Source organism: Flavobacterium sp. GQ95 (genome assembly GCF_059758655.1).
The window spans coordinates 1,038,281-1,058,767 of sequence record NZ_JCAXEB010000001.1; the positions used below are offsets into that span (position 1 = coordinate 1,038,281).

The following is a 20,487-nucleotide window of genomic DNA, read 5'->3' on the forward strand; positions in this document are numbered from 1 at the left end:
ATGTAAATAAAACATTTTAAAAAATAAATAAATTCCTACTAATGTTTGAATTGAAATTTGAAATTAATTAAGTAGCTTTGCCTATTTTTTGTTTTTTTAAGCGTTAATTTTTAAGCTGTCGTTCTAATTTTAGATACCATAAAAGCAATCAGAACGCCAAAGATTCCGATAAAGGCAAACGAAAACTGAAGTCCAAAATTTTGAGCAATATGCCCAATTATCGGAGGCCCCATTAAGAAACCAAGAAAGCTTACACTTGAAACTATAGTTAGTGCCTCACCGGCTGGTACTGTGGGATTTTTTCCAGCCATACTATAAACGGTCGGCACAATTGTAGCAACTCCTAAACCAACTGCCATAAAAGCAATCGTACACGGAATAATATAAGGAAGAAAAACGGCTGTAAAAAGTCCGGCAGAGATCATAACACCACTAATCTGCATCACGCGTTCACGTCCAAATTTGTTAATTAGATTATCGCCTAAAAAACGTCCGCTGGCCATCATGATCATAAACGAAGTATATCCTAAAATTACTAATGCTCCAGGCGCTTTTACAATATCTTTAAAATAAACACCGCTCCAGTCGAACATTACGCCTTCGCTGGCCATACTGCAAAAACCAATTACACCAAGCCATAATAAGGTTGTGTCTGGCTTTGCAAATATTTTTTTCTTCTCTGTTTTATTCTTAATTTTTTCTTTGGCTCTTACCAAAAAATTAAAATTGAAGGCTACCATCAATAACACGATGGCTCCTACAATTATAAAGTGATGCAATGGCGACAGTTTTAAAGCTAACATTCCTAAACCTACCAAAGCTCCGGTAAATCCGGCAAAACTCCACATACCGTGAAAAGCAGACATTATTGTTTTTTTGAAAAGTACTTCTGTATAGACACCCTGTGTATTTACGGCAATGTTCGCCAGATTTCCGAACAAGCCAAACAAAAATAAGCCTAAAGATAATTGTAATGCTGTTGTTGCCAAACCTAAATTGGCGAGACAAAAAACATACATTATTAAGGAGAAAACCAAAATGCGGTGGCTTCCAAATTTGGTTACCATTTTTCCGGAAAAAGGCATAATGGCTAATTGTCCCATTGGAAGTGCAAAAAGTATAGATCCCAAATCTCCTTCGGTTAAATGCAAAGCGGTTTTAATATCCGGAATTCGGCTTGCCCAGGTTGCAAAACTTAAACCCATTCCGAAATAAAACATTCCAACAGCAAAACGAATTCGGTTTAAATAAGAAGCTTTTGCTTCTCTATAGACTTTCTTGATTTTCCCTTTAGTTTGGAAAAGTGATAACGGATTGAAGTTGATCAAAGTGATTGATTTTTAAATTTCTACTATAAAAATACAAAAAATGACTTTACACACTAACGAAGACCACCAGTTCCTCAATTTATAACGTTATATGTTTATAATTTTTTTAAGGAACAAAGGTTTTGAGGAACAAAGAGACAAAGGTTTTCTATCTATCTGCATAAAAAAAGACGCACTACTGTGCGTCTGTATTTTTTTTGCCACAGATTAAAAGATTAAAAGGATTAAAAAAAATCCGTGCTAAAGCTGTTTTTAATCCGTCAAATCCGTGGCCAATTTTATTTACAAATTAATTACTTTCTGCTGTGCGTTACTTGCAATAGCGGCTTCAATAATCTGCATTACTTTTACACCGTCTTGTGCTGTAACCGGTTCTGGTTTGTTGTTTGCAATGGAATCATAAACACCATCAAAAAACGAGAAATAATTTCCCTGAAGCGTTGGTACTTTTTCCTGGACTAATTCTCCGTCAATTTCTGTATGTAAAAATCCCCGAAAGATTTCTGATTCTGTTCCCCAGGTATCTAAATTTGGTTTTTTTCCGAGTTTCAATTGGTCTTCCTGAACATCTCCGCGCTCTTTTAAAAACGAACCTTTTTTACCATGAATAGTGTACGCAGGATTAGGTTCTCTCACAAAAAAACTAGCTTTTAAACGCACTCTGAAGTTTTCATAAATCAATACTAAATCGATCCAGTCATCAACCAAAGAATTTTCTCTGGTGTAACGAATATCTCCAAAAACCGATTTTGGCGAACCAAACAAACAAATTGCCTGATCGATTAAATGCGGGCCCAAATCTTTCAAAATTCCAGCACCATCATTGGCAGTTTCTTTATGCGCTTTTGGGCTTAATATTGGATTGTATCTGTCAAAATGAAATTCGGCTTCGACCAAATCTCCTAAGACACCGTCTTTGATTATTTTCTGAATGGTTTTAAAATCGCTGTCCCATCTTCTGTTTTGGAACACAGCTAATTTTAATCCTTTTTCTTTTGCGATTGATGCTAATTCTTCTGCTTCGGCTACAGTCGTTGTAAAAGCTTTTTCGACAACGGCATGTTTTCCGGCCAAAAGCACTTTTTTAGCATATTCATAATGGGTTCCAACAGGAGTGTTTACGATTACCAAATCGACATCGTCTGCTAGTAAATCATCGATTGTTGGATAACTTTTTACATAAGGATAATCTTCCTGAATAAGGTTTTTACTTCTTTCCCAGGAACCTAATAATTCAAATCCCTCATGAATGTCTAAAAATGGAGCGTGAAAAACTTTCCCCGACATTCCATATGATAATAGTGCTGTTCTTATTTTTTGCATGTTTTTGGTATTTGGTTTTGCCACGAATTACACTAATTTCCACGAATTATATTGGATTCAAACTAAGTAAAAAAATTAGTAAAAATTAGTGTAATTCGTGGCAACTTTTTTTAATCTATGTAATCCTGGCTAAATATATTTATTTAATTTTAGCTCGTTCGTATTGTTTTGGCCATTGAATATCATCGTTTAAATCTCTGGCGAAATCTAACGGCAAGTTAGGATTTCTTAAAGATTCTCTGGCGAATAAAACTAAATCGGCCTGATTGTTTTTCAAAATTTCTTCGGCTTGTATGGCGTGCGTTATTAAACCAACTGCTCCCGTTAAAATATTTGCTTCTTTTTTAATTTTTTCTGCAAACGGAACCTGATAATTGGGGTGCAGCGGAATTTGCTGATGCGAAACTAATCCGCCAGACGAAACATCAATTAAATCTACTCCTTTTTCTTTTAAGATTACCGAAAGTTGTACAGATTCTTCAGGGCTCCATCCACCTTCTGCCCAGTCCGTTGCTGAAATTCGGACAAACACAGGCAGGTCTGACGGCCATTCGGATTGAACTGCTTCTACAATTTCTAAAGTAAAACGGATCCTGTTTTCGAAACTTCCTCCGTATGCATCAGTTCTGTTGTTCGTTAGAGGAGAAAGAAACTGATGCAGTAAATAGCCATGTGCACCATGAATTTCTACAACCTGATAACCGGCTTCAACTGCTCTTTTAGTTGCGGCTTTAAAATCGGAAATCACTTTTTGTATTCCGTCTTTATCCAAAGCTTCCGGAAGAAACGGTTCACCATCGTGATACGGAATCGCGCTTGAAGAAACCGTCTGCCATCCGCCCTGAGCGAAATCTAACTTTTTATTGCCTTCCCAGGGAGCTGAAACACTGGCTTTTCGTCCTGCATGCGCCAGCTGAATCCCTGGAATCGCATTTTGCGAAACGATAAATGCGTTGATTGTTTTTAATTTTTGAATGTGTTCGTCTTTCCAGATTCCTAAATCAGCAGGAGAAATTCTGGCTTCGGGAGAAACCGCCGTGGCTTCCTGAATAATCAGGCCTACGCCTCCGCTGGCACGGCTTCCTAAATGTACCAAATGCCAATCGTTTGCAAATCCGTCAACTGCCGAATATTGGCACATAGGCGAAATAACGATTCTATTTTTTAAAGTAATTTTTTTTATAGTAAGTGGAGAAAATAATAATGAAGCCATATAATGTAACTTTTAATGGTTTTACACTACCAATTGGGTAGATAGTGGTTAAAAAAGTAAAGTTAAAGCTTCTTCTTAAAAGGAGAAATCTAAATGTTTATTAATTAACAAACATTTAAAACCTTATGTCTTATATTGCACTATCAAATTAAAATAGAAACGTTACTTTTGTGCGTTAAATTACGAACTAAAAATACAAAATGGATATAGTTATCAAACTCTCTCAATTTCTATTGAGTTTATCTTTACTTATTATTCTTCACGAATTAGGGCATTTTATCCCTGCAAAATTATTTAAAACCAGAGTCGAAAAATTTTACTTGTTTTTTGATGTTAAATACTCCTTGTTAAAAAAGAAAATTGGCGAAACAGAATACGGAATTGGTTGGTTGCCGCTTGGAGGTTATGTAAAAATCTCCGGGATGATCGACGAAAGTATGGACAAAGAACAAATGGCATTACCACCTCAACCGTGGGAATTTCGTTCTAAACCGGCTTGGCAGCGTTTGATCATCATGTTGGGTGGTGTTACAGTTAACTTTATTCTTGCTTTTATTATATATATCGGAATGGCGTTTGCTTACGGTGATACTTATGTGGCGAATGCAGATTTAAAAGATGGTGTTTGGGTAACCAATCCTGCAATTGAAAATATAGGAATAAAAACAGGAGATAAAATAATTTCTATCGACGGTCAGAAAATCGAAAACTTTGACGATGACACTAACATGAAAGTGATCATGGCCAAAGAAATTCTGATTGAAAGAAACGGACAGCAACAAACTATCAAAATACCGACAGATTTTGTTGACAAACTATCAAAACATGAAAAAAGTTTATTGATTAGTCCGAGAATGCCTTTTGTTATTGGAAAGCTTCAGGATGATTCGCAAAATACTTCGCTTAAACCAAAAGATTTGCTTATCACATTAAATGGGCAAGAAGCTAAATATTTTGATCAGGTTAAAGGAATTTTAGAGGTAAATAAAGGCAAAACGATTCCTGCTGTTGTATTGCGTGATTTAAAAGAAACACCAATTACGGTTAAGGTTTCTGCAAAGGGGACTTTAGGAGTTGTTGCGGGTAGCTTAGATATAAAATCATTAGAAAAATTAGGTTACTATAAAATCAGTACTAAAACATATAGTTTTGCTGAATCTATTCCGGTTGGACTTACAAAAGGAAAAAACCAATTAGTAGGTTACGGAAAGCAATTGAAAATGATCTTTAATCCAGAGACAAAAGCATACAAACAAGTGGGTGGTTTTGCAGCGATTTTTAACATTTTTCCGAGTTCATGGAGTTGGGAAACCTTCTGGTCAATCACTGCTTTATTGTCAATTATGCTTGGCGTTATGAATTTATTGCCAATTCCGGCACTAGATGGTGGTCATGTGATGTTTTTATTATACGAAATAATTAGTGGTAAAAAACCAAGCGATAAATTCCTTGAAAACGCCCAAATGGTTGGTTTCGTTCTACTTATAGCACTGCTTTTATTTGCTAACGGAAACGATATTTACAAGGCGATTGTCAAGTAGAAAAAATAATTAATAAAAAGAGTTAAAATATTTTTGGTAAATTAAAAAATCAACTATATTTGCACTCGCTAAAAAGAGCAACAACTTCCTCCTTAGCTCAGTTGGTTAGAGCATCTGACTGTTAATCAGAGGGTCCTTGGTTCGAGCCCAAGAGGGGGAGCAACTTTTTTTAGCAAACATATTTACCTTTAAGGTGATTCCTTCTTAGCTCAGTTGGTTAGAGCATCTGACTGTTAATCAGAGGGTCCTTGGTTCGAGCCCAAGAGAGGGAGCTTATTAAATACCACTTACATATGTAAGTGGTATTTTTTTTTGCTAAAGTCAATAACAATAAACCTTCCCAATAGACTAAGTCAATAAAGCGTCAATTAATGATTTTATAAATACTTTCTTATTATATTAGCTTTTGCAATATCAAAAACTAATATTTTGAGAGGACAAGAATTTACTAAAATTATAAAATTCAAAAAAAAAGTAGGAGAAAAAAAAATTGATGAGATAGTCAATGAATTTTATAATTACTATAACACTGATTATGAAAAGAAAAACAATTATAAATTTGATTTTTCTGACGTAGAGTGGATTGATAACCAAGGTATTTTAGTTGTTACTGGACTGCTTAAATACTTAGCAGATCTCGACATAAGCTTCAAGTTTAATTTTTTAAAAAACGGTTCGGGTGAATTTGTAGATGTAAGAATTGCAAAACAATTTGTAGAGATTTGGGAAATATGGAAAATTTACCAAATTGCCCCTAATGAGGAATATAACAAATATTTTGATATAGATGGGAACTTCATAGAACAATTAAAGAAAAAATATAGTATAAAACTTTCCAATCACGAGATCTATGATAGATATGGAGTGACACCTTTCTTGGCTTTAAATAAAATAGAAAAATACAAGGATAATGAAATTGGAGAAATGCTTTCTAAAATTTTTAATCTTACGGAGGCTACCAATGAAATTTTAAAAGATAACAATTGCTATTTGCCATTTGAAAACAAGACCATTAGTTCAATAATTACAAAAGAACTGTATGAGAATTTTTTAGATCATTTTGAAAAATCCATTTTCCCAAATGAAAATGACTTTGCATTTATGAGTCTTTCTTTAAAAAAGAAAATGAAGTCTAATATTAGTAATGAAAAGATACAGTTCATACTCAGAAAAAATTTCGAAGACGAGTCAATCCCTGAATTAAAAAGTTTTTATTATGACTCAAAAGAAAAACAATATAAAAATGAATCTTTACTTCAAATATCTTTTTTAGATTTTGGAGAAGGTATACCAAAATCTCTTTCTAAGTCTTATAATCAGAGTGATAAAAAAGGGTTTTCTTCCAAAGGCCTTGACGAGCACTTAGATTCAAAAATATTAGAGTTTGCATTTATGCCAACTTCATCGCAGCATAAAGTTCATGAAAGATACTTAGAGTCTTTTATAGTTCCTCGAGGATTGTTTGATGTTTTGTCAATTGTAAAAAGATTTGAAGGATTGTTGGTTGCAAGAAGTAATTATGGTAAGGTAGCGTTTGATTTCTCAGAGAATAAAGATTTTTCAAACGCTATTCAAACTTTTGGAAGATCTGGTGATTTTTTCCCAGGAACTCTTATTAGTATATATATCCCAGAAAGAAATTTACATAAAGCATTTGATTACTCTTCAATAAAACCATTTTTAGAGTCTCCTAAAGTGGATTTTACTAGCACCAAAATCAAATATATAAGTGTTTTTGAAATTCAAAATAAAATAAAAGAATTGTATGTAGGAAAAGAGGATCTTTACAATCATCTTTTTGAAAATTTGGTAAAGGATTTTAAGCATGTGGAGGAAAACCTAATTTATATTGACTTTAAGGGCTATGAATTAGATGAAAGAATTACAAAAAAAATTATTTACTTCTTATGCTCTGACTATGACATTAATTCTTCAAAAAATATTATTGTCGTAAACCCACCACCTATACAATTTCTTGAAAACATAAAAAACGAAATATCTAATTTAACCTTTACGGACAAAAAATTTACTTTTCATCCTACTCCTTTCGTCTTTATAAATCTCAATCGAAACAATATTGAGTTATTTTGGTTAGGAGTTTATTCAGAAGAAGATATTAAAAAGCTAAATCAATTACTTTATGAAAGTCACAATTTGGCATATTCTGATTTTGAAAATCCTGAAGATTTAGTAGGGCATATAAATACCTATGATGAGCATGGAAATCTAGTCTCCATACTAAAATCATCTCAAATTTTAGATTTTTATAAAGAGAAGATCTCCATCTCTCGAAATCATGAACTTGTAAATTTGATAAATCCAAATATCAAAAAAGAGGATGGCTCAGTATTTCTTTGTAACGGTAATTATTATCAATACGAGTATATACAGCTTTTTGATGTTTTAAATAATAGTGACAAACTTAATTATCTATCAAATGAGCTTTTTTACGAATTGGAAAACTCAATTGGAGAAATTGAAAGTTGTTTTTTTATTGGAATTACTTCAAGTAGTCAAAAAATAATAAAGACTTTAATTGAAAGCAATAAAATCCATTCTGAAAAATGTATTCTATTGGATAATTATTTTTCATTTGAAAAGGAGGAAAATTTCAGTAATTCTATAATTAATGGAAAGAAAGTTGTTTTGATTTGTGATGTCATTTCGACAGGTTTTATGGTTGAGAAATTGGAGTTGCATCTCAATAGTTTAGGTGCTGAACTTCATAAAATAGGTGTTATAATTGATGCTATTGATGAAAAATTTGATGGTAAAGACTATTCTAAGATCAAAAACAAATTAATCACGATTTACCCTTATAAACTTGAAAAATTTAAGAGGAAAGATATTAGTGCGCTTCTTCATGAGAAGAAACTTAAAGTCATCAGAATTAATCCATTTACTAATACACCAATAACACAATCTATTTTCGATACTAATTTTAAAAACTCTGTACTTTTGGAAAACGATGAGTTTGTAAAATTAATTAATCCCGAAGATATACATGTTGGCTATTTTAGTTTTAACAACTTAATACATCCTTATTTTTTCGATATGGATAATGTGTTAAAAGATTCTGAAATTTCAAAAAAACTTCTGACCGTTTTATTTTCTAAGTTAGAGGAAAGAGAATCTTTAAAAGAATTAAATGTTGTGTTTTTTCCAAAAGACTCTGGAATAAAAAATATTAATATTGATTTTATAAAAAATGACATTCTTAAGAATCAAAATGTTGACTTTCAAGAATTGGAAAGATTTTCAACTAGTGATGGATGGAAATTTTCACACCCTCCTCAATATTTAATTAATAAATATCTTTCTAAGACATCAATGATTATTGATGATGGGTCATGTTCTGGTGAGTCAATTATTCAAATGATAGATGAAGTTGCTTTTTTAGGAGTTAAAAAAATATATGTCCTTTCAATTATTGGTAGATTAAGCGAACATAAAAGAGAATTTTTGTCAAGAATAAGTTCTATCTCTAATATTTCTACAGATATTGAAATAAAAATATTTTTTGGGTCGCATTGGCATATTCCAACGTACTACAATTCTAAGAGCCCTATAACTTCAGAAAGACATTCTCTAAATAATTTATTGCAGTTCTCAAATACTCCAAAAAACATTAAATCAATAGCTTATTTAGTACTTGATGAAATAAAAGCGAAAAACATTTCTCAGGGAAATAATAAGCATTTAATTAAATCAAAATCTGGAGAAAATGTTTTTCAAGATTTAATTATAATTAGAAATGAAATAGGTAAGATAACCGAGTTTAGATTCTACAAAGAATACTTTAAAGAATTTGATGAATTTATTTCTATGTATGAATCGAGAAGTAGCTCAAAAAGAGGAGAGTTTCCATATCGAACAATAGAACTGTTTTGCGGAGTCTTAATACATGAACCATATTTATTTGATAAAATACAAATGGTAGTTCCTGATATAATTGATAAAATTAAAGAGTTTGTTTTTAAACTTTTTTGGTCCGAAACCATAATTAATCGAGAACAATTATATTTTAATTGGAATAATAAAAATCTATTTCACTTAATTTTTATTGTTTTTAAGAACAAAGAATTATTTGATATTCTCAATATAGAAAATTTTACTGATTTACTTAATAAGTATGTAAAATCAAATTCAGATTTAAACTATATATTATTTAAGCTATCCTTTTATCTTCCTATTCAACAATTAGACATTAATAGATTTAAGTATTCTGGACAACTAAAATTATTAATTAATAAACTAATAGAAAAAGGAGCAATTAAAGAGGACCATAACCGTATTCTTAAAAGATTTAGATCATTTTCTAATAGTTTAGTAAGTAGCAATGATTATGAATCTAATCTTGCCAAAGTGAAAAATAATTATGCAAAAATAACAGACGATAAATTTCATAATATTGATATATCTGCTCAAATGGATATTTTATTAGTTCAGTTAGATGTTATATCTCAAGGTTATAATATTGAGGCAGAGAAGTCAATTATAAAAGCTTGGGACTGCATTTCCCCCTTTATAGATTCTTTGCTAAATCTTTCTAGTTCGCATCCTGAGTTTTTTCTACCTTTTGGTAGAACTTTAATTGATGAAATTGAAACTAATGATAAATCACTTCGTAATAAATATGGTTTTTTATCAGATATGATTTACGGAATTAATTCGACATCAAATTTTGTAGAAATTAGAAGTTTAGCGAAAAGTATAAATAAAAACTTTATTTCAAGTGAAAGTTATGTGTATAAAATCTTTTATAACATTATTACAAAGGATTTTATACATGAATTTGAAATTTTTTTAGAAATGATTAAAGCAACCTATGAAGATGCTACTATTAACGTAAATGAATATGATAAATTAAATTTCGACATAGACATTCCAAAACTGTTATTACTTGATGGGATACTTGAGCAAATTTTGAATAACTTTCGTCATGCAGATTTATCTATTCCAATAATTATTGAATTGGATTTAAATTTTGTAACTAATAATGTTGGACTGACTATAATCAATAAATGTATGGATCCGAGCTTTAATGAATATGGTGGAGGAACTGGTCTTCAACAATTAAATGATTTAAATAGTTTTCCTAATAATTCCGTAGAATATAGCTATAGTAATGATTATGATGTTTTTAGACAAGTGATTAAATTAAAAAAAATATAATTATGAAATTAAACGAAGTAATACTTTTTGTGTATGATACAAAAGATAATCATGAGGCTGAACACACACAGAAGAGAATTGGTAAAGAACTTTATAAGGATGTAAGGTTAATTGAAGATAAGGCAAGTTTTCAAAAAGAGTTTTCTGCTTTAGCAGGTAATCAACCTTTTGTATTTGTTTGTCATGTTTTCCATGCAGCAAATTCATATGATGAAAAACATGGTGGATATAAGGATTTTAAAAGCTCCGGGATTTTGGATGAATTTGATATAAATCCAATATATGTTTCTTCAGGAGATAGTGGAGAGGTTGCGAAAAATATATATGATATTGAACATGATCGTGTAACGGTATATAATTATAATAAAATTCATGATTCTATTCGTTTAGGAAGTATCGCACCTACTTGCAAAAATAAAGACAAAAAAAATCTAAATCCAGATTCACAATATGAATTTGGTATCATCACCGCATTGTATAAAGATGAATTTGAACAAATAAAAAAGCATTTCGTTTGGAACGAAGAGGATTCTATTCATATTGGGAGAAAAAAATATTGGATAGGTCATTTAATTAATGATCCTTCAAGAAAAGTTGTAGCTTCAATACCGAGCGCAACCGGGATGGTTGATTCAGCTATTATTGCAACACAGATGTTAGAAATATTTAAACCGAAGTACATGATTATGTCAGGAGTCTGTGGTGCGAAAGAAGATACAAAATTTGGAGATATTGTATTAGCATCTAAAATATTTACATTCCAAAAAGGAAAAATTTCAGACATAAGAGATGAAAAAGGAGATTTAATTGAGTTATTTGATAAAGATCAAAATAAAATTAGCTATGACCAATTGTATGATGGTACTGGTAAAAAAGTAAAAGTTTCAATTGAAAAATTTGAAATTGAGCACGATTCTATTATAGAATTTAAATTAAAAGATTTTGTAGAGCCACATCTAAGTGATATACAGGAAAAAATTAATAAGGAAGACACATTATCTGTACATGGAAAAAGTATTGATATTCATTTTGATGGAATGGCATGCAGTACAATGGTTATAAATAAAGAAGGTTTTTTTGAAGATAAAATAAAAATTGTTGACAGAAAGACTGTTGCAGTAGAAATGGAAAGTTACGGGGTGGCAAGAGCTTGTGAATTCGGAAATGAAGGTAAAACAAATTGGATAATATTTAAATCTGTGATGGATTATACAAGTAGTAAGGGAGATGCCGCGAAAAAATTTGCAGCTCATACAAGTGGATTGTTTTTAAAATATCTTATTTACGATGGAATTCTAAAATAAAATATATGTTTTATAACTTGGATGGCATCATTACTACTGAAAAACCTATAGACAGGTTTTGGATTAAATATTGTGCGGGAAATTTTATTTTTAAAGAGAATGATAAAACAGAGGAATTAATAAATACTTGTAGTAAAATACGACGCAAATTCGCATGTAAGCTTTTCGGAAGTTTACAAACATATTATGATTTATTACCTTCAATTTATCCAGCTCTACAAATGGGAGGAATTGATGCAGAGTTTAATGTATCTAAGAAAGATTTTGAAGAATATGTCAACTCTCTAAATAATAATGAATCGATAAACAAAATACTTTATTTCTACGACTGTGCAAATATTGTTGAAACTCTACAAAATAGCATTTTAGAAACAAGTTACTTATTTGGAAATTTTTACAAGGTATTAAATGAGAATTCATTTCTCATCAATGATAGATTGATCATTGATGATGATTTGCAGTATGCTTCGGGACCAATCGTAACAAATATTACATCTATAGTAAATCACTTATTTATCAATCTCTACAGTCAATTAGATTTTGTTACTAAAATTGTTTACGAATACGAAAACATGCAAACTGATTTTTTAAGTTATCCTAAACTTAAATGCGATAAAGTTTTATATGGGAATGGTAATAATACTAGATTAAATAATTTAAAAAACTCCATTTATGAAAAATCTGAAAATTTAATGAAAATCATGATACTTCGAAATCAAATAGTTCATAATGCGTCAATAGACAATCTTTCAAAAGTTTATTACAAAATTAAGAAAAGAGTTGTCGTAGAAAAATTTATATTAATACCTGACTTTAAAGATGGGAGCTTGCAAAAATTTAAAAATAGAAATAGATTTTTTAATGATAATACAAAATTAAATCAAATTCTGCCGGAAATTATACTTGAACATTCTAATAGATTACTATATACTCTTAAACAGATTTAAATTTTTAATATCACTAAAAAGGCATACATTTCGGTAACATAAAAAATTAAAACAAAACACAGTCTTGATACTATTATACCCATCCTTTTTTTAAGCTCCAACATTTACAAAATGAAACTTACTTTCAGTTACCACCTGTGAGAAAAATTGTATTTTTGTTTAATCAAGCAATAGCAAAAACACAAATAACTTTCTCAGGAATTTTAAATATCTTTGAATTATGAGCACACTAACAAAACCAAATCATATAGGGCGAAAAATTAGCCGTATTCGTGAACTTCGAGATATGAAACAAGAAGCATTAGCGCAGGCTTTAGGAACCAACCAACAGGCTATTTCTGCTATTGAAAATAGTGAAACGATAGATGAGGAAAAACTAAAGGCAATTGCTGAAGCTTTAGGTGTGTCTGTTGAAGGAATTAAGAATTTCTCTGAAGAAAATATGATTAATTATTTCAACACATTTCATGATACTGATTTTAGCAATAGCCAAGGAGCTTTCAGTCAAAATCATAATTGTTCATTCAATCCACTTGATAAGGTTGTAGAACTTTACGAACGCTTGCTTTTGGGTGAAAAAGAAAAAGTGGAGTATTTGGAGAAGTTGTTGAAAGGAAAATAGATTCTTAAAGAATAAATAAAAAGATTAAAAAAAGACTATCACTTCCATGATAGTCTTTTTTCTTGCTATGAGATTATCATTTTTATTTGTCTAGCTACCACTAAATCACAAAAAAAGCGCTGACAATTTTACTTGCAGCGCTTTTTCTATTTTTAAAAACCGATCTAAAACTAAACCCCCAACTTCTTAGCAATTTCAGTAGGAATCCCACCTTTATTCACCATTAGAGCAGTAGTTTTATATTTCACAAAATTTTTGGTTACAAACAAGAAACCTTTGTAGTCGTTTGTTTCTCCCCATGAATTTTTTACGATATAATATTCTCTTCCGGTTTGATCTTTTGCAAGACCAATAATATGCATTCCGTGGTCGTCTGTTGTAGTGTAATTATCAAACGCAGCCTGACGCATCTCAGGAGTAATTTCCGGCTCTGGTTTTGGTCCGTTGAACATGTCTGCTTTTTCTTCAGCGGTCATATCATCAAATTTCTTTGTCGGAACATAGGCTACACCATTTTTCCAGCTAAAGCTTTTCTCACTCACATCAGTTGCCCATGCTACTGTGTATCCTTTTTTCAACGCATTGTCGATAACATCTGTCATGTCATTTACTTTTACGTTGTAAACCTGATCAAATGACCAGTTGTCCGGCACCATCATGGTTGTTTTTTGGTAATATGGCGAAGTGGTAAAAGATGACATTTCTACATATTCATCAGGATTAATTCCCACTACTTCTTTTGCAAAAGTTTGTGGCGTATAATTTTTTCCTTTGTATGTAAAGTTTTCCGGCACTTTTCCTAAATAAGAATCAATTACTGCAGCATATGCTTTTTGCCAGTTTGGTGTTAACTCACCATTCGGGTTTTTAACCACAGCAGCTAAAACGCCTTCGATAAGCGCTGCCATTTCGCCAAATTTATTCTTATCCGTTCCGTAGTTTAATCCTGTGTAAGCTTCTCTCGGAACAGTTCCGTATTTTTTGTACATATTGATTACGTCATGCAACGCACCTCCGTCACCCAGGGTCACAGCGCCATGCATACGCACATAGTTAATTCCTTTTTCTACATATACATTTCTTGCTGAATAAATCTGAGATAATTCTACAGGTTGTTTTCCCAAACGAATCATTTCTGATTCTAAAAATGAATTTGTAGAATAACTCCAACAAGTTCCTGAAGAACCTTGTGTTTTTACCGAAGTTGTTCCAAGGTTAATTTGCTCTGTGAATTTAAAGTTCTCTTTACTTTTATCACTCGCATTCAGCTTTAGTGAGTTTACTAAAACATCTTGTGCAAAACAGCTGCTCACACCAAGCAAAAATGCTGATGCTACAAAAACTGATTTCATCGTAATTTTATACATAATCAATGATTTAAATAGTTAACCAATTAGTAACCTTTAATTAATTTTTGTTACAAATCAATTAAATATTAACTAATAAAACTAAAGCTTTGCCGTTAATTTTTACACAATGTTTTTATTAATCTATAAAAACTTACAAAATATGCAAATGTTAATTAGATAATGTGTCAATTAGATAATTAGATAATTTTTCTTTGCTTAATACTAGAAAGCAATAACGTCGCAAACAATTATGAAATTGATAGCTATATTAATAAATAAATGGTATTTTGCTTTCCTTTTTTGACACACACCATACCTGAAAATGTTCGAACTACAAAAAGAAAAATACTTAGGTAATACCAAAAATATTTTCACCAATACGCAGGGAATTGCTGTTGTTGAAACGGAGTATCAAAGCAAAGTTTATGAAGGCTGGCATTCGCACAATAATGCGCACATAACACTTTTTCTACGAGGAGGAACTACCGAAAAGCGAAAAAACTTTAGCGAAGTAGTTGGCCCGGGTTCGTTGTTGTTTTATCATAGCGATGAATTGCATTTAAATCACGATACTCATTTTCCGTCGAAAAATATCAATATTGAAATTGAAGAAAGTCTTTTAAAAGAACTTCAGATTTCCGAATCCATTATCGAAAAATCGGTTCAAAATTCAACACTAACCAAATTTTTGATTCTGAAGATTTTTAAAGAATGTCTTGTTGCCGATACTTTTTCGAGCGATACCATTACGATGTTATTTGCGCAATTGGCAAATTCAAATTCACATTTGGAAAGATTTGAAAAAAGTCCGTTTTGGGTGAAAAGCCTCAATGAATTATTAAATGATTGTTGGAATGAAAATCCAAACTTGCAAGATTTGGCGCAGGTTTTAAACTTAAATCCGATTACGATCTCGAAACATTTTCCGAAGTATTTTGGCTGTACTTTGGGCGAATATATGCGAAGAATCAAAATAAATCGTTCGCTTTCGCTGATAGAAACCAACAAAAGTAATTTGACCGAAATCAGTTTTCAATGCGGATTTTCAGACCAAAGCCACTTCATAAGAACCTTTAAAAATCAAACCGGATTTTTACCCAAACAATTTCAAAAATTATAGAGAGGCAAATTTCATTCTATTTTTTGGTTTTAATGCTGCTTACTTTTGTTTCAACTTAAATACCTAAACAAACCAAAATGGAAGTTCAAACTCTTACTACAAAACAAAAAATATTTAATTTTCCGTTAATCAAAATTATATTGGCGCTGATCGTTTGCCTTTTACTGATCAACATCGGCCAGGCAATTGCAGCAAAATTGTTGTTGATGACGCCTCTGGATAAAAATTACAGAAATCTAATTAAAGGAATTATTGTCTCGGCTTTAGCTTTAACCAGTTATATTGTTTTCTTTAAATATTACGAAAAAAGACAAGTAACCGAATTCGCTTTAAAAGGAATTACCAGGAATTTAATTCTCGGAACTTTAATTGGAATGATTTTACAATCGCTTACCATTTTGGTTATTTATATAAATGGCGGCTATACCGTTCTTTCCGTAAATCCGGTTTCGTTTATTATCATTCCGCTTACTTTGGCTTTTACCGCCGCTATTATTGAAGAGATTTTAGTTCGCGGTATTCTCTTCAGAATCATGGAAGAAAAATTGGGAAGTTATATTGCCCTGGCTATTTCGGCTATAATTTTTGGAGCTTTACATTTGGCAAATCCAGGTGCTACATTAATTTCTGCTTTGTGTGTTGCTATTGAAGCTGGTTTGTTATTGGGTGCCGCATTTATGTACAGCAGGAATTTATGGTTTCCGATAGCGATCCATTTTGCATGGAATTTTATGCAATCCGGAATTTTTGGAGCCATAACATCCGGAACTACAAAAGTAGATAGTTTGTTGGTTGCAAAGATTGAAGGTTCAACATGGATAACCGGAGGAGAATTTGGTCCGGAAGGAAGTATTCAGGCGATTATATTCTGCTCTATAGGATCAGCCATATTGCTGTTTTTATGTCATAGAGAAAATAAGATAGTGAAACCTTATTGGGTGAAATAAAAATTTATTCAACCACAAATTTCACAAATTAGCACAAATTTATATTTAAATTCCCGGTAGTTATTATCGGGAATCTTTCTCTTGTCTCTTGTCTCTTGTCTCTTTTTTCTATTTTCTATTTTCTATTTTCTTTTCAGCTATCGCATCCAATTGCTTCCAAAAACAATATAATACGCCCATTGTTCCGGTCCTTTTGCCACATCTACCCCCATTCTTAATTTGAATTTACGGGCCAGTAAATACCGGAAACCAGATCCGTAACTGTACACAACAGGTTTCGCAAAAGCCTGATCCCAATCGTTAAAAGCGCTCGCCAGACCACCGTAAGCCATAAGACTCCATCTTCGGTACAAATCCCATCTAAATTCGGCTTCGGTAACGATACTTGTTTTTCCCATGTATCTGGCAGCCGGAATTCCTCTTAAATTGATTCCAGGCAAAAGATAAAATGGCGGACTTCCGAAAGCTTGTTCTCCTTCGATTCTCAAACCTCCGATTAATTTTTTTGATAATGGATAATATCCTATTGCGGACAGATTGACGCGCCAGGCATCATAATCAGAACCAATGGCATCATCTGACCAGAAAAAATCTGATTGTATCCGAACTCCTTTATCGGGCGTAAAAATATTATCACGTCCGTCAAACTGAATAGCACCACCGAGTTGACTCACGGTACTTTTTATATCTTTTGGCTTAACAAAAGAAGGCGGAAGATTCAGGTTTAAATCCGGCAATGTTATATCAGAATTAAGAAATAAATATTGCGGCCCAGCGCTCCATTTTGCGTTTTTAAACTGTTTTAACCATTGGGTATAAAATATCGTAGATCTAAAATTGAGTTTAAATTCTATGTCGTCTCCATTGGGCCTATTTTCATAAAAAGACAAATTCATGTCTCCATAAGCTGCCATGACACGGTATAAAATTTTCGGTTTTATTAAAGTAGCAGAACGAAATCCAGCCACCATCCAGCTTTTATTTCCGGTGTACATTCCCATTCCCCCAGTAATATCCGGATTTATAAATCTTTTTTTACCATTCTCATCAATTACTGGTGCGTGTTTTTTAAGAAAAATAGGAGCGACGGCACCTCCAATTCCGCCCAGGGCAGGCTCGGTAATAATCGTTGGAATCACAATAAAACCATGCGCGTAAATGATATAATCACTTAAATCGATGGCGTGGTCTATAGAATCTCTTAAACTAATATGTTGTTTTTGTCCCATCACCATATTGAATGACAAAAGGAAAAAAACATTTGCGAGAACCATTTTTCGGAAGAGCTTTGTGTTTTTCATATTAGAATTTCAATACATTATAATTCTTTCAACTATTCTTTCTTTAAACTAAACACATGCGCCAGTGTAAGGAAAAAAGTATTTCCCTGAAATCTGTTAATAGCATCAACCTCAGCTACCCATCTAAATCCTGCAGAAGTTTTACAACCAATATGAAAATAATTTACTTCAGCTCCTATTGCTCCAACACTATCTTTATCGCCTTCAACAATTCCGATTACCGGAACAGGAATTTTGTCATCGGTCACTTTATATTGTAAATAGTAAATTAAACCCGCATTTAATATTCCTGTTGGAGCGGTTTTTTCGGTATTCATCATATAAAATGTTTTACCCAAACCTCCTTCGATACTCAAAATATCTCCGGTTTTAATATCGGTATCCTTCTTTTTTCCATTGATTTCATAAGAGGCCAAAGCAGAAAAATGAAAGGTTTTTTTATCGTTGAAAAATAAAGTTGTTCCTGCAGAAAATTCATTCATAAACATTCCCAAACCACTGTTGTCAGAAGCACCTGCGGTATAACTGCCAGTTGGTAAATACAATTGGTAACTCACCACAAAATCGGCTCTTTTGTGATGCCAGCCTAATTGAATCGGCTGAACATAAGAGTCTGTCAATGCTAAAGAATTATTGACATTTGCATTATTTCCCTGAATTGTATTTGATGCAAAAGCTAATAATGCTGTTGCTCCATAATTGGCTCCCAGGATTTTAAAATCACTAACCCACGAAATACCAGCTCCTGTAATAGTCATTGTAAAATCAGGATCTACAGGTGCTTTATCGCCATTGGCATCTCTTAAAGATGATGCTGTATAAAAATATCCCGGAATATAAACACTTAAGGTATTGGCTGGTGTTTGAGTTCCTGATTGCAACCCCATAGCACCCAAAATATGACCTCCTTTAAGCTGCGCTTGTCCTGCAGAAAAAACAAAAAGGAATACTAGCGTAATTATTGATTTTATTGTTTGTCTTTGTTTAAATCTCTTTTTCATCATTTCTGTTTTAAAATTAATAAGACCCAACAAACCTCTTTACAAACTGTTTCCTTTTCAGTTTGAAGATTCTTTTAAATAATAAGTAGTTGTTTTTTCAGGATTTATTCGGATTACTTTGAAATATTCCGAAGGTGATTTACCTGTATGTTTGATGAAGGCTCTAAAACAAGTCGTTCTTGATTTAAAACCAGAATCCCAGGCCATTCCTTCAAGCGATAAATCTTTCCATTCCGGATCGTTTATTTTTTCCTTGAAATATTCAATTCTTTTCAGGTTTACATAATCCTGAAAATGAAGGTTAAATTCTGAATTTATTAAATTGGAAAGATGATGTACCGATATTCCTGTTTCTTCAGCAATGTCCCGAATCACCAGATCTTTCTTCAGAAAAAGCTCTTTTGTAGCAAAGATATTTTCTAATTTGGCGAGATATTCTTGTTTTTTTTCTGTCGTTAATTCTTTTATTAATGGCAGATTGTTTTTTGTTTCATTTGTTTTGAGGAGCACCAAATGATTGTCATCCTGATCAAAGTTAGAATTCTCATTTACTTCACTGATAGCATTTACATCTTCTGCTTCATTTGCGTCGTAGAAAATTTGAGGTTTAAAATAAAGCCATCCAACTGTAAAAACAAGCACTGAAGAAATCAGGATATAACATGAAAAGTCGATACTATCAACCTTGTTCACTAAAAAATAATGTACAAAAAGTGCTGAAAACAAAAACAAGATCATCAAATTATAAAGTCGGATCCAGCTTAAAACTTTTATTCTGTTAAAGTGATCTTCTTTGAATTTTTTCAAATCATAATTCAAAATCATCATCGTCTGGCAAAAAGCATACATCAGCCAGATTGTTAAACTCAACATAGAAAACGGACTTCTTATTTTTACTGCAAGATAATTGATAACCGGAAGATCGAAATATCGATCAACCCATACAACCCATGTTAAACCAAAATAAAAGATAAAAGGTACGAAATGTAACCAGTCGTATTTTCTGAATATCCTTTCTGAAAACAAAACACTTCTTACATACAAAAAAGCAGAAGGTGCTACTAAAAATATAAAGGATTTTGTGATCATAAACAGATCAGGAAATGGTTTAAAAGTATTGGCCGATAAGTAAAAATTATAGATGCTTACAACAGCAAGACTAAACAAAAACAGCCCTAAAAAGAAACTTTTTGAATAGTTTTTCTTTGAAAAAAGGACCATAAATGACGTCGCAAAACCAACTATTGTGGCTACAAAAAAGAAAAGTGAAAGTACTATATCGAGCATAATTTCGGGCTTAAATTTTAAAAGGTATT

General features: G+C 32.0%; 14 protein-coding genes and 2 tRNA genes. 9 read left to right on the forward strand and 7 right to left on the reverse strand.

The window, feature by feature from the left end; genetic code table 11:
- Positions 1-110: 110 nt before the first annotated feature.
- The 3 genes from AC6CH4_RS04355 to AC6CH4_RS04365 form a co-directional block, all read right to left on the reverse strand.
- Positions 111-1,328 (reverse strand): MFS transporter, encoded by a 1,218-nt coding sequence (locus tag AC6CH4_RS04355; RefSeq protein ID WP_498100480.1) that lies wholly within the window; start codon positions 1,326-1,328, stop codon positions 111-113.
- 282 nt (positions 1,329-1,610) lie between these two features.
- Positions 1,611-2,651, reverse strand: coding sequence for a Gfo/Idh/MocA family oxidoreductase (locus AC6CH4_RS04360; RefSeq protein ID WP_498100482.1), 1,041 nt, complete (start codon positions 2,649-2,651; stop codon positions 1,611-1,613).
- A gap of 139 nt (positions 2,652-2,790) precedes the next feature.
- Positions 2,791-3,864, reverse strand: coding sequence for an NADH:flavin oxidoreductase/NADH oxidase (locus AC6CH4_RS04365; RefSeq protein WP_498100484.1), 1,074 nt, complete (start codon positions 3,862-3,864; stop codon positions 2,791-2,793).
- Between the two features lie 200 nt (positions 3,865-4,064).
- On the opposite strand from AC6CH4_RS04365, the gene rseP reads away from it, so the two are divergent.
- From rseP to AC6CH4_RS04400, 7 genes are all read left to right on the forward strand, one after another.
- Entirely contained in the window at positions 4,065-5,405 is a 1,341-nt protein-coding gene (gene rseP / locus AC6CH4_RS04370; RefSeq protein ID WP_498100486.1) for an RIP metalloprotease RseP, read from the forward strand.
- 86 nt (positions 5,406-5,491) lie between these two features.
- Positions 5,492-5,565: transfer RNA gene (locus AC6CH4_RS04375), tRNA-Asn, on the forward strand.
- Between the two features lie 38 nt (positions 5,566-5,603).
- A tRNA-Asn gene (locus AC6CH4_RS04380) sits at positions 5,604-5,677 on the forward strand.
- 157 nt (positions 5,678-5,834) lie between these two features.
- Entirely contained in the window at positions 5,835-10,580 is a 4,746-nt protein-coding gene (locus AC6CH4_RS04385; RefSeq protein ID WP_498100488.1) for a hypothetical protein, read from the forward strand.
- Between the two features lie 2 nt (positions 10,581-10,582).
- Positions 10,583-11,884, forward strand: coding sequence for a 5'-methylthioadenosine/S-adenosylhomocysteine nucleosidase family protein (locus AC6CH4_RS04390; RefSeq protein WP_498100490.1), 1,302 nt, complete (start codon positions 10,583-10,585; stop codon positions 11,882-11,884).
- A 5-nt stretch (positions 11,885-11,889) separates the two neighbouring features.
- Positions 11,890-12,831, forward strand: a complete 942-nt coding sequence (locus AC6CH4_RS04395; protein WP_498100492.1) for a hypothetical protein — start codon at positions 11,890-11,892, stop codon at positions 12,829-12,831.
- Between the two features lie 220 nt (positions 12,832-13,051).
- The gene (locus AC6CH4_RS04400) at positions 13,052-13,453 is read left to right on the forward strand and encodes a helix-turn-helix domain-containing protein (RefSeq protein ID WP_498100494.1); all 402 of its coding nucleotides are present in this window, start codon (positions 13,052-13,054) and stop codon (positions 13,451-13,453) included.
- Positions 13,454-13,623: 170 nt separating this feature from the next.
- Here AC6CH4_RS04400 and AC6CH4_RS04405 read toward each other — a convergent pair whose 3' ends face one another.
- Complete coding sequence (locus AC6CH4_RS04405) at positions 13,624-14,820, reverse strand: C1 family peptidase (protein WP_498100496.1); 1,197 nt, start codon at positions 14,818-14,820, stop codon at positions 13,624-13,626.
- Between the two features lie 304 nt (positions 14,821-15,124).
- Between AC6CH4_RS04405 and AC6CH4_RS04410 the strand changes: the two genes are divergently transcribed.
- Together AC6CH4_RS04410 and AC6CH4_RS04415 are read left to right on the forward strand one after the other, a co-directional pair.
- The gene (locus AC6CH4_RS04410) at positions 15,125-15,922 is read left to right on the forward strand and encodes an AraC family transcriptional regulator (RefSeq protein ID WP_498100498.1); all 798 of its coding nucleotides are present in this window, start codon (positions 15,125-15,127) and stop codon (positions 15,920-15,922) included.
- Positions 15,923-15,999: 77 nt separating this feature from the next.
- A complete protein-coding gene (locus AC6CH4_RS04415; protein ID WP_498100500.1) occupies positions 16,000-16,869 on the forward strand; it encodes a CPBP family intramembrane glutamic endopeptidase in 870 nt (289 codons plus the stop codon).
- A 137-nt stretch (positions 16,870-17,006) separates the two neighbouring features.
- On the opposite strand, the gene AC6CH4_RS04420 is transcribed toward AC6CH4_RS04415, so the two are convergent.
- Genes AC6CH4_RS04420 through AC6CH4_RS04430 form a run of 3 tightly spaced genes read right to left on the reverse strand, consistent with a single transcriptional unit; the run spans position 17,007 to position 20,458 of the window.
- Positions 17,007-18,170 (reverse strand): BamA/TamA family outer membrane protein, encoded by a 1,164-nt coding sequence (locus AC6CH4_RS04420; protein WP_498100502.1) that lies wholly within the window; start codon positions 18,168-18,170, stop codon positions 17,007-17,009.
- A gap of 32 nt (positions 18,171-18,202) precedes the next feature.
- Complete coding sequence (locus AC6CH4_RS04425) at positions 18,203-19,171, reverse strand: SphA family protein (protein ID WP_498100504.1); 969 nt, start codon at positions 19,169-19,171, stop codon at positions 18,203-18,205.
- Positions 19,172-19,228: 57 nt separating this feature from the next.
- On the reverse strand, positions 19,229-20,458 hold the full coding sequence (locus AC6CH4_RS04430) for a helix-turn-helix domain-containing protein (protein ID WP_498100506.1): 1,230 nt from the start codon (positions 20,456-20,458) through the stop codon (positions 19,229-19,231).
- Positions 20,459-20,487 lie beyond the last annotated feature (29 nt).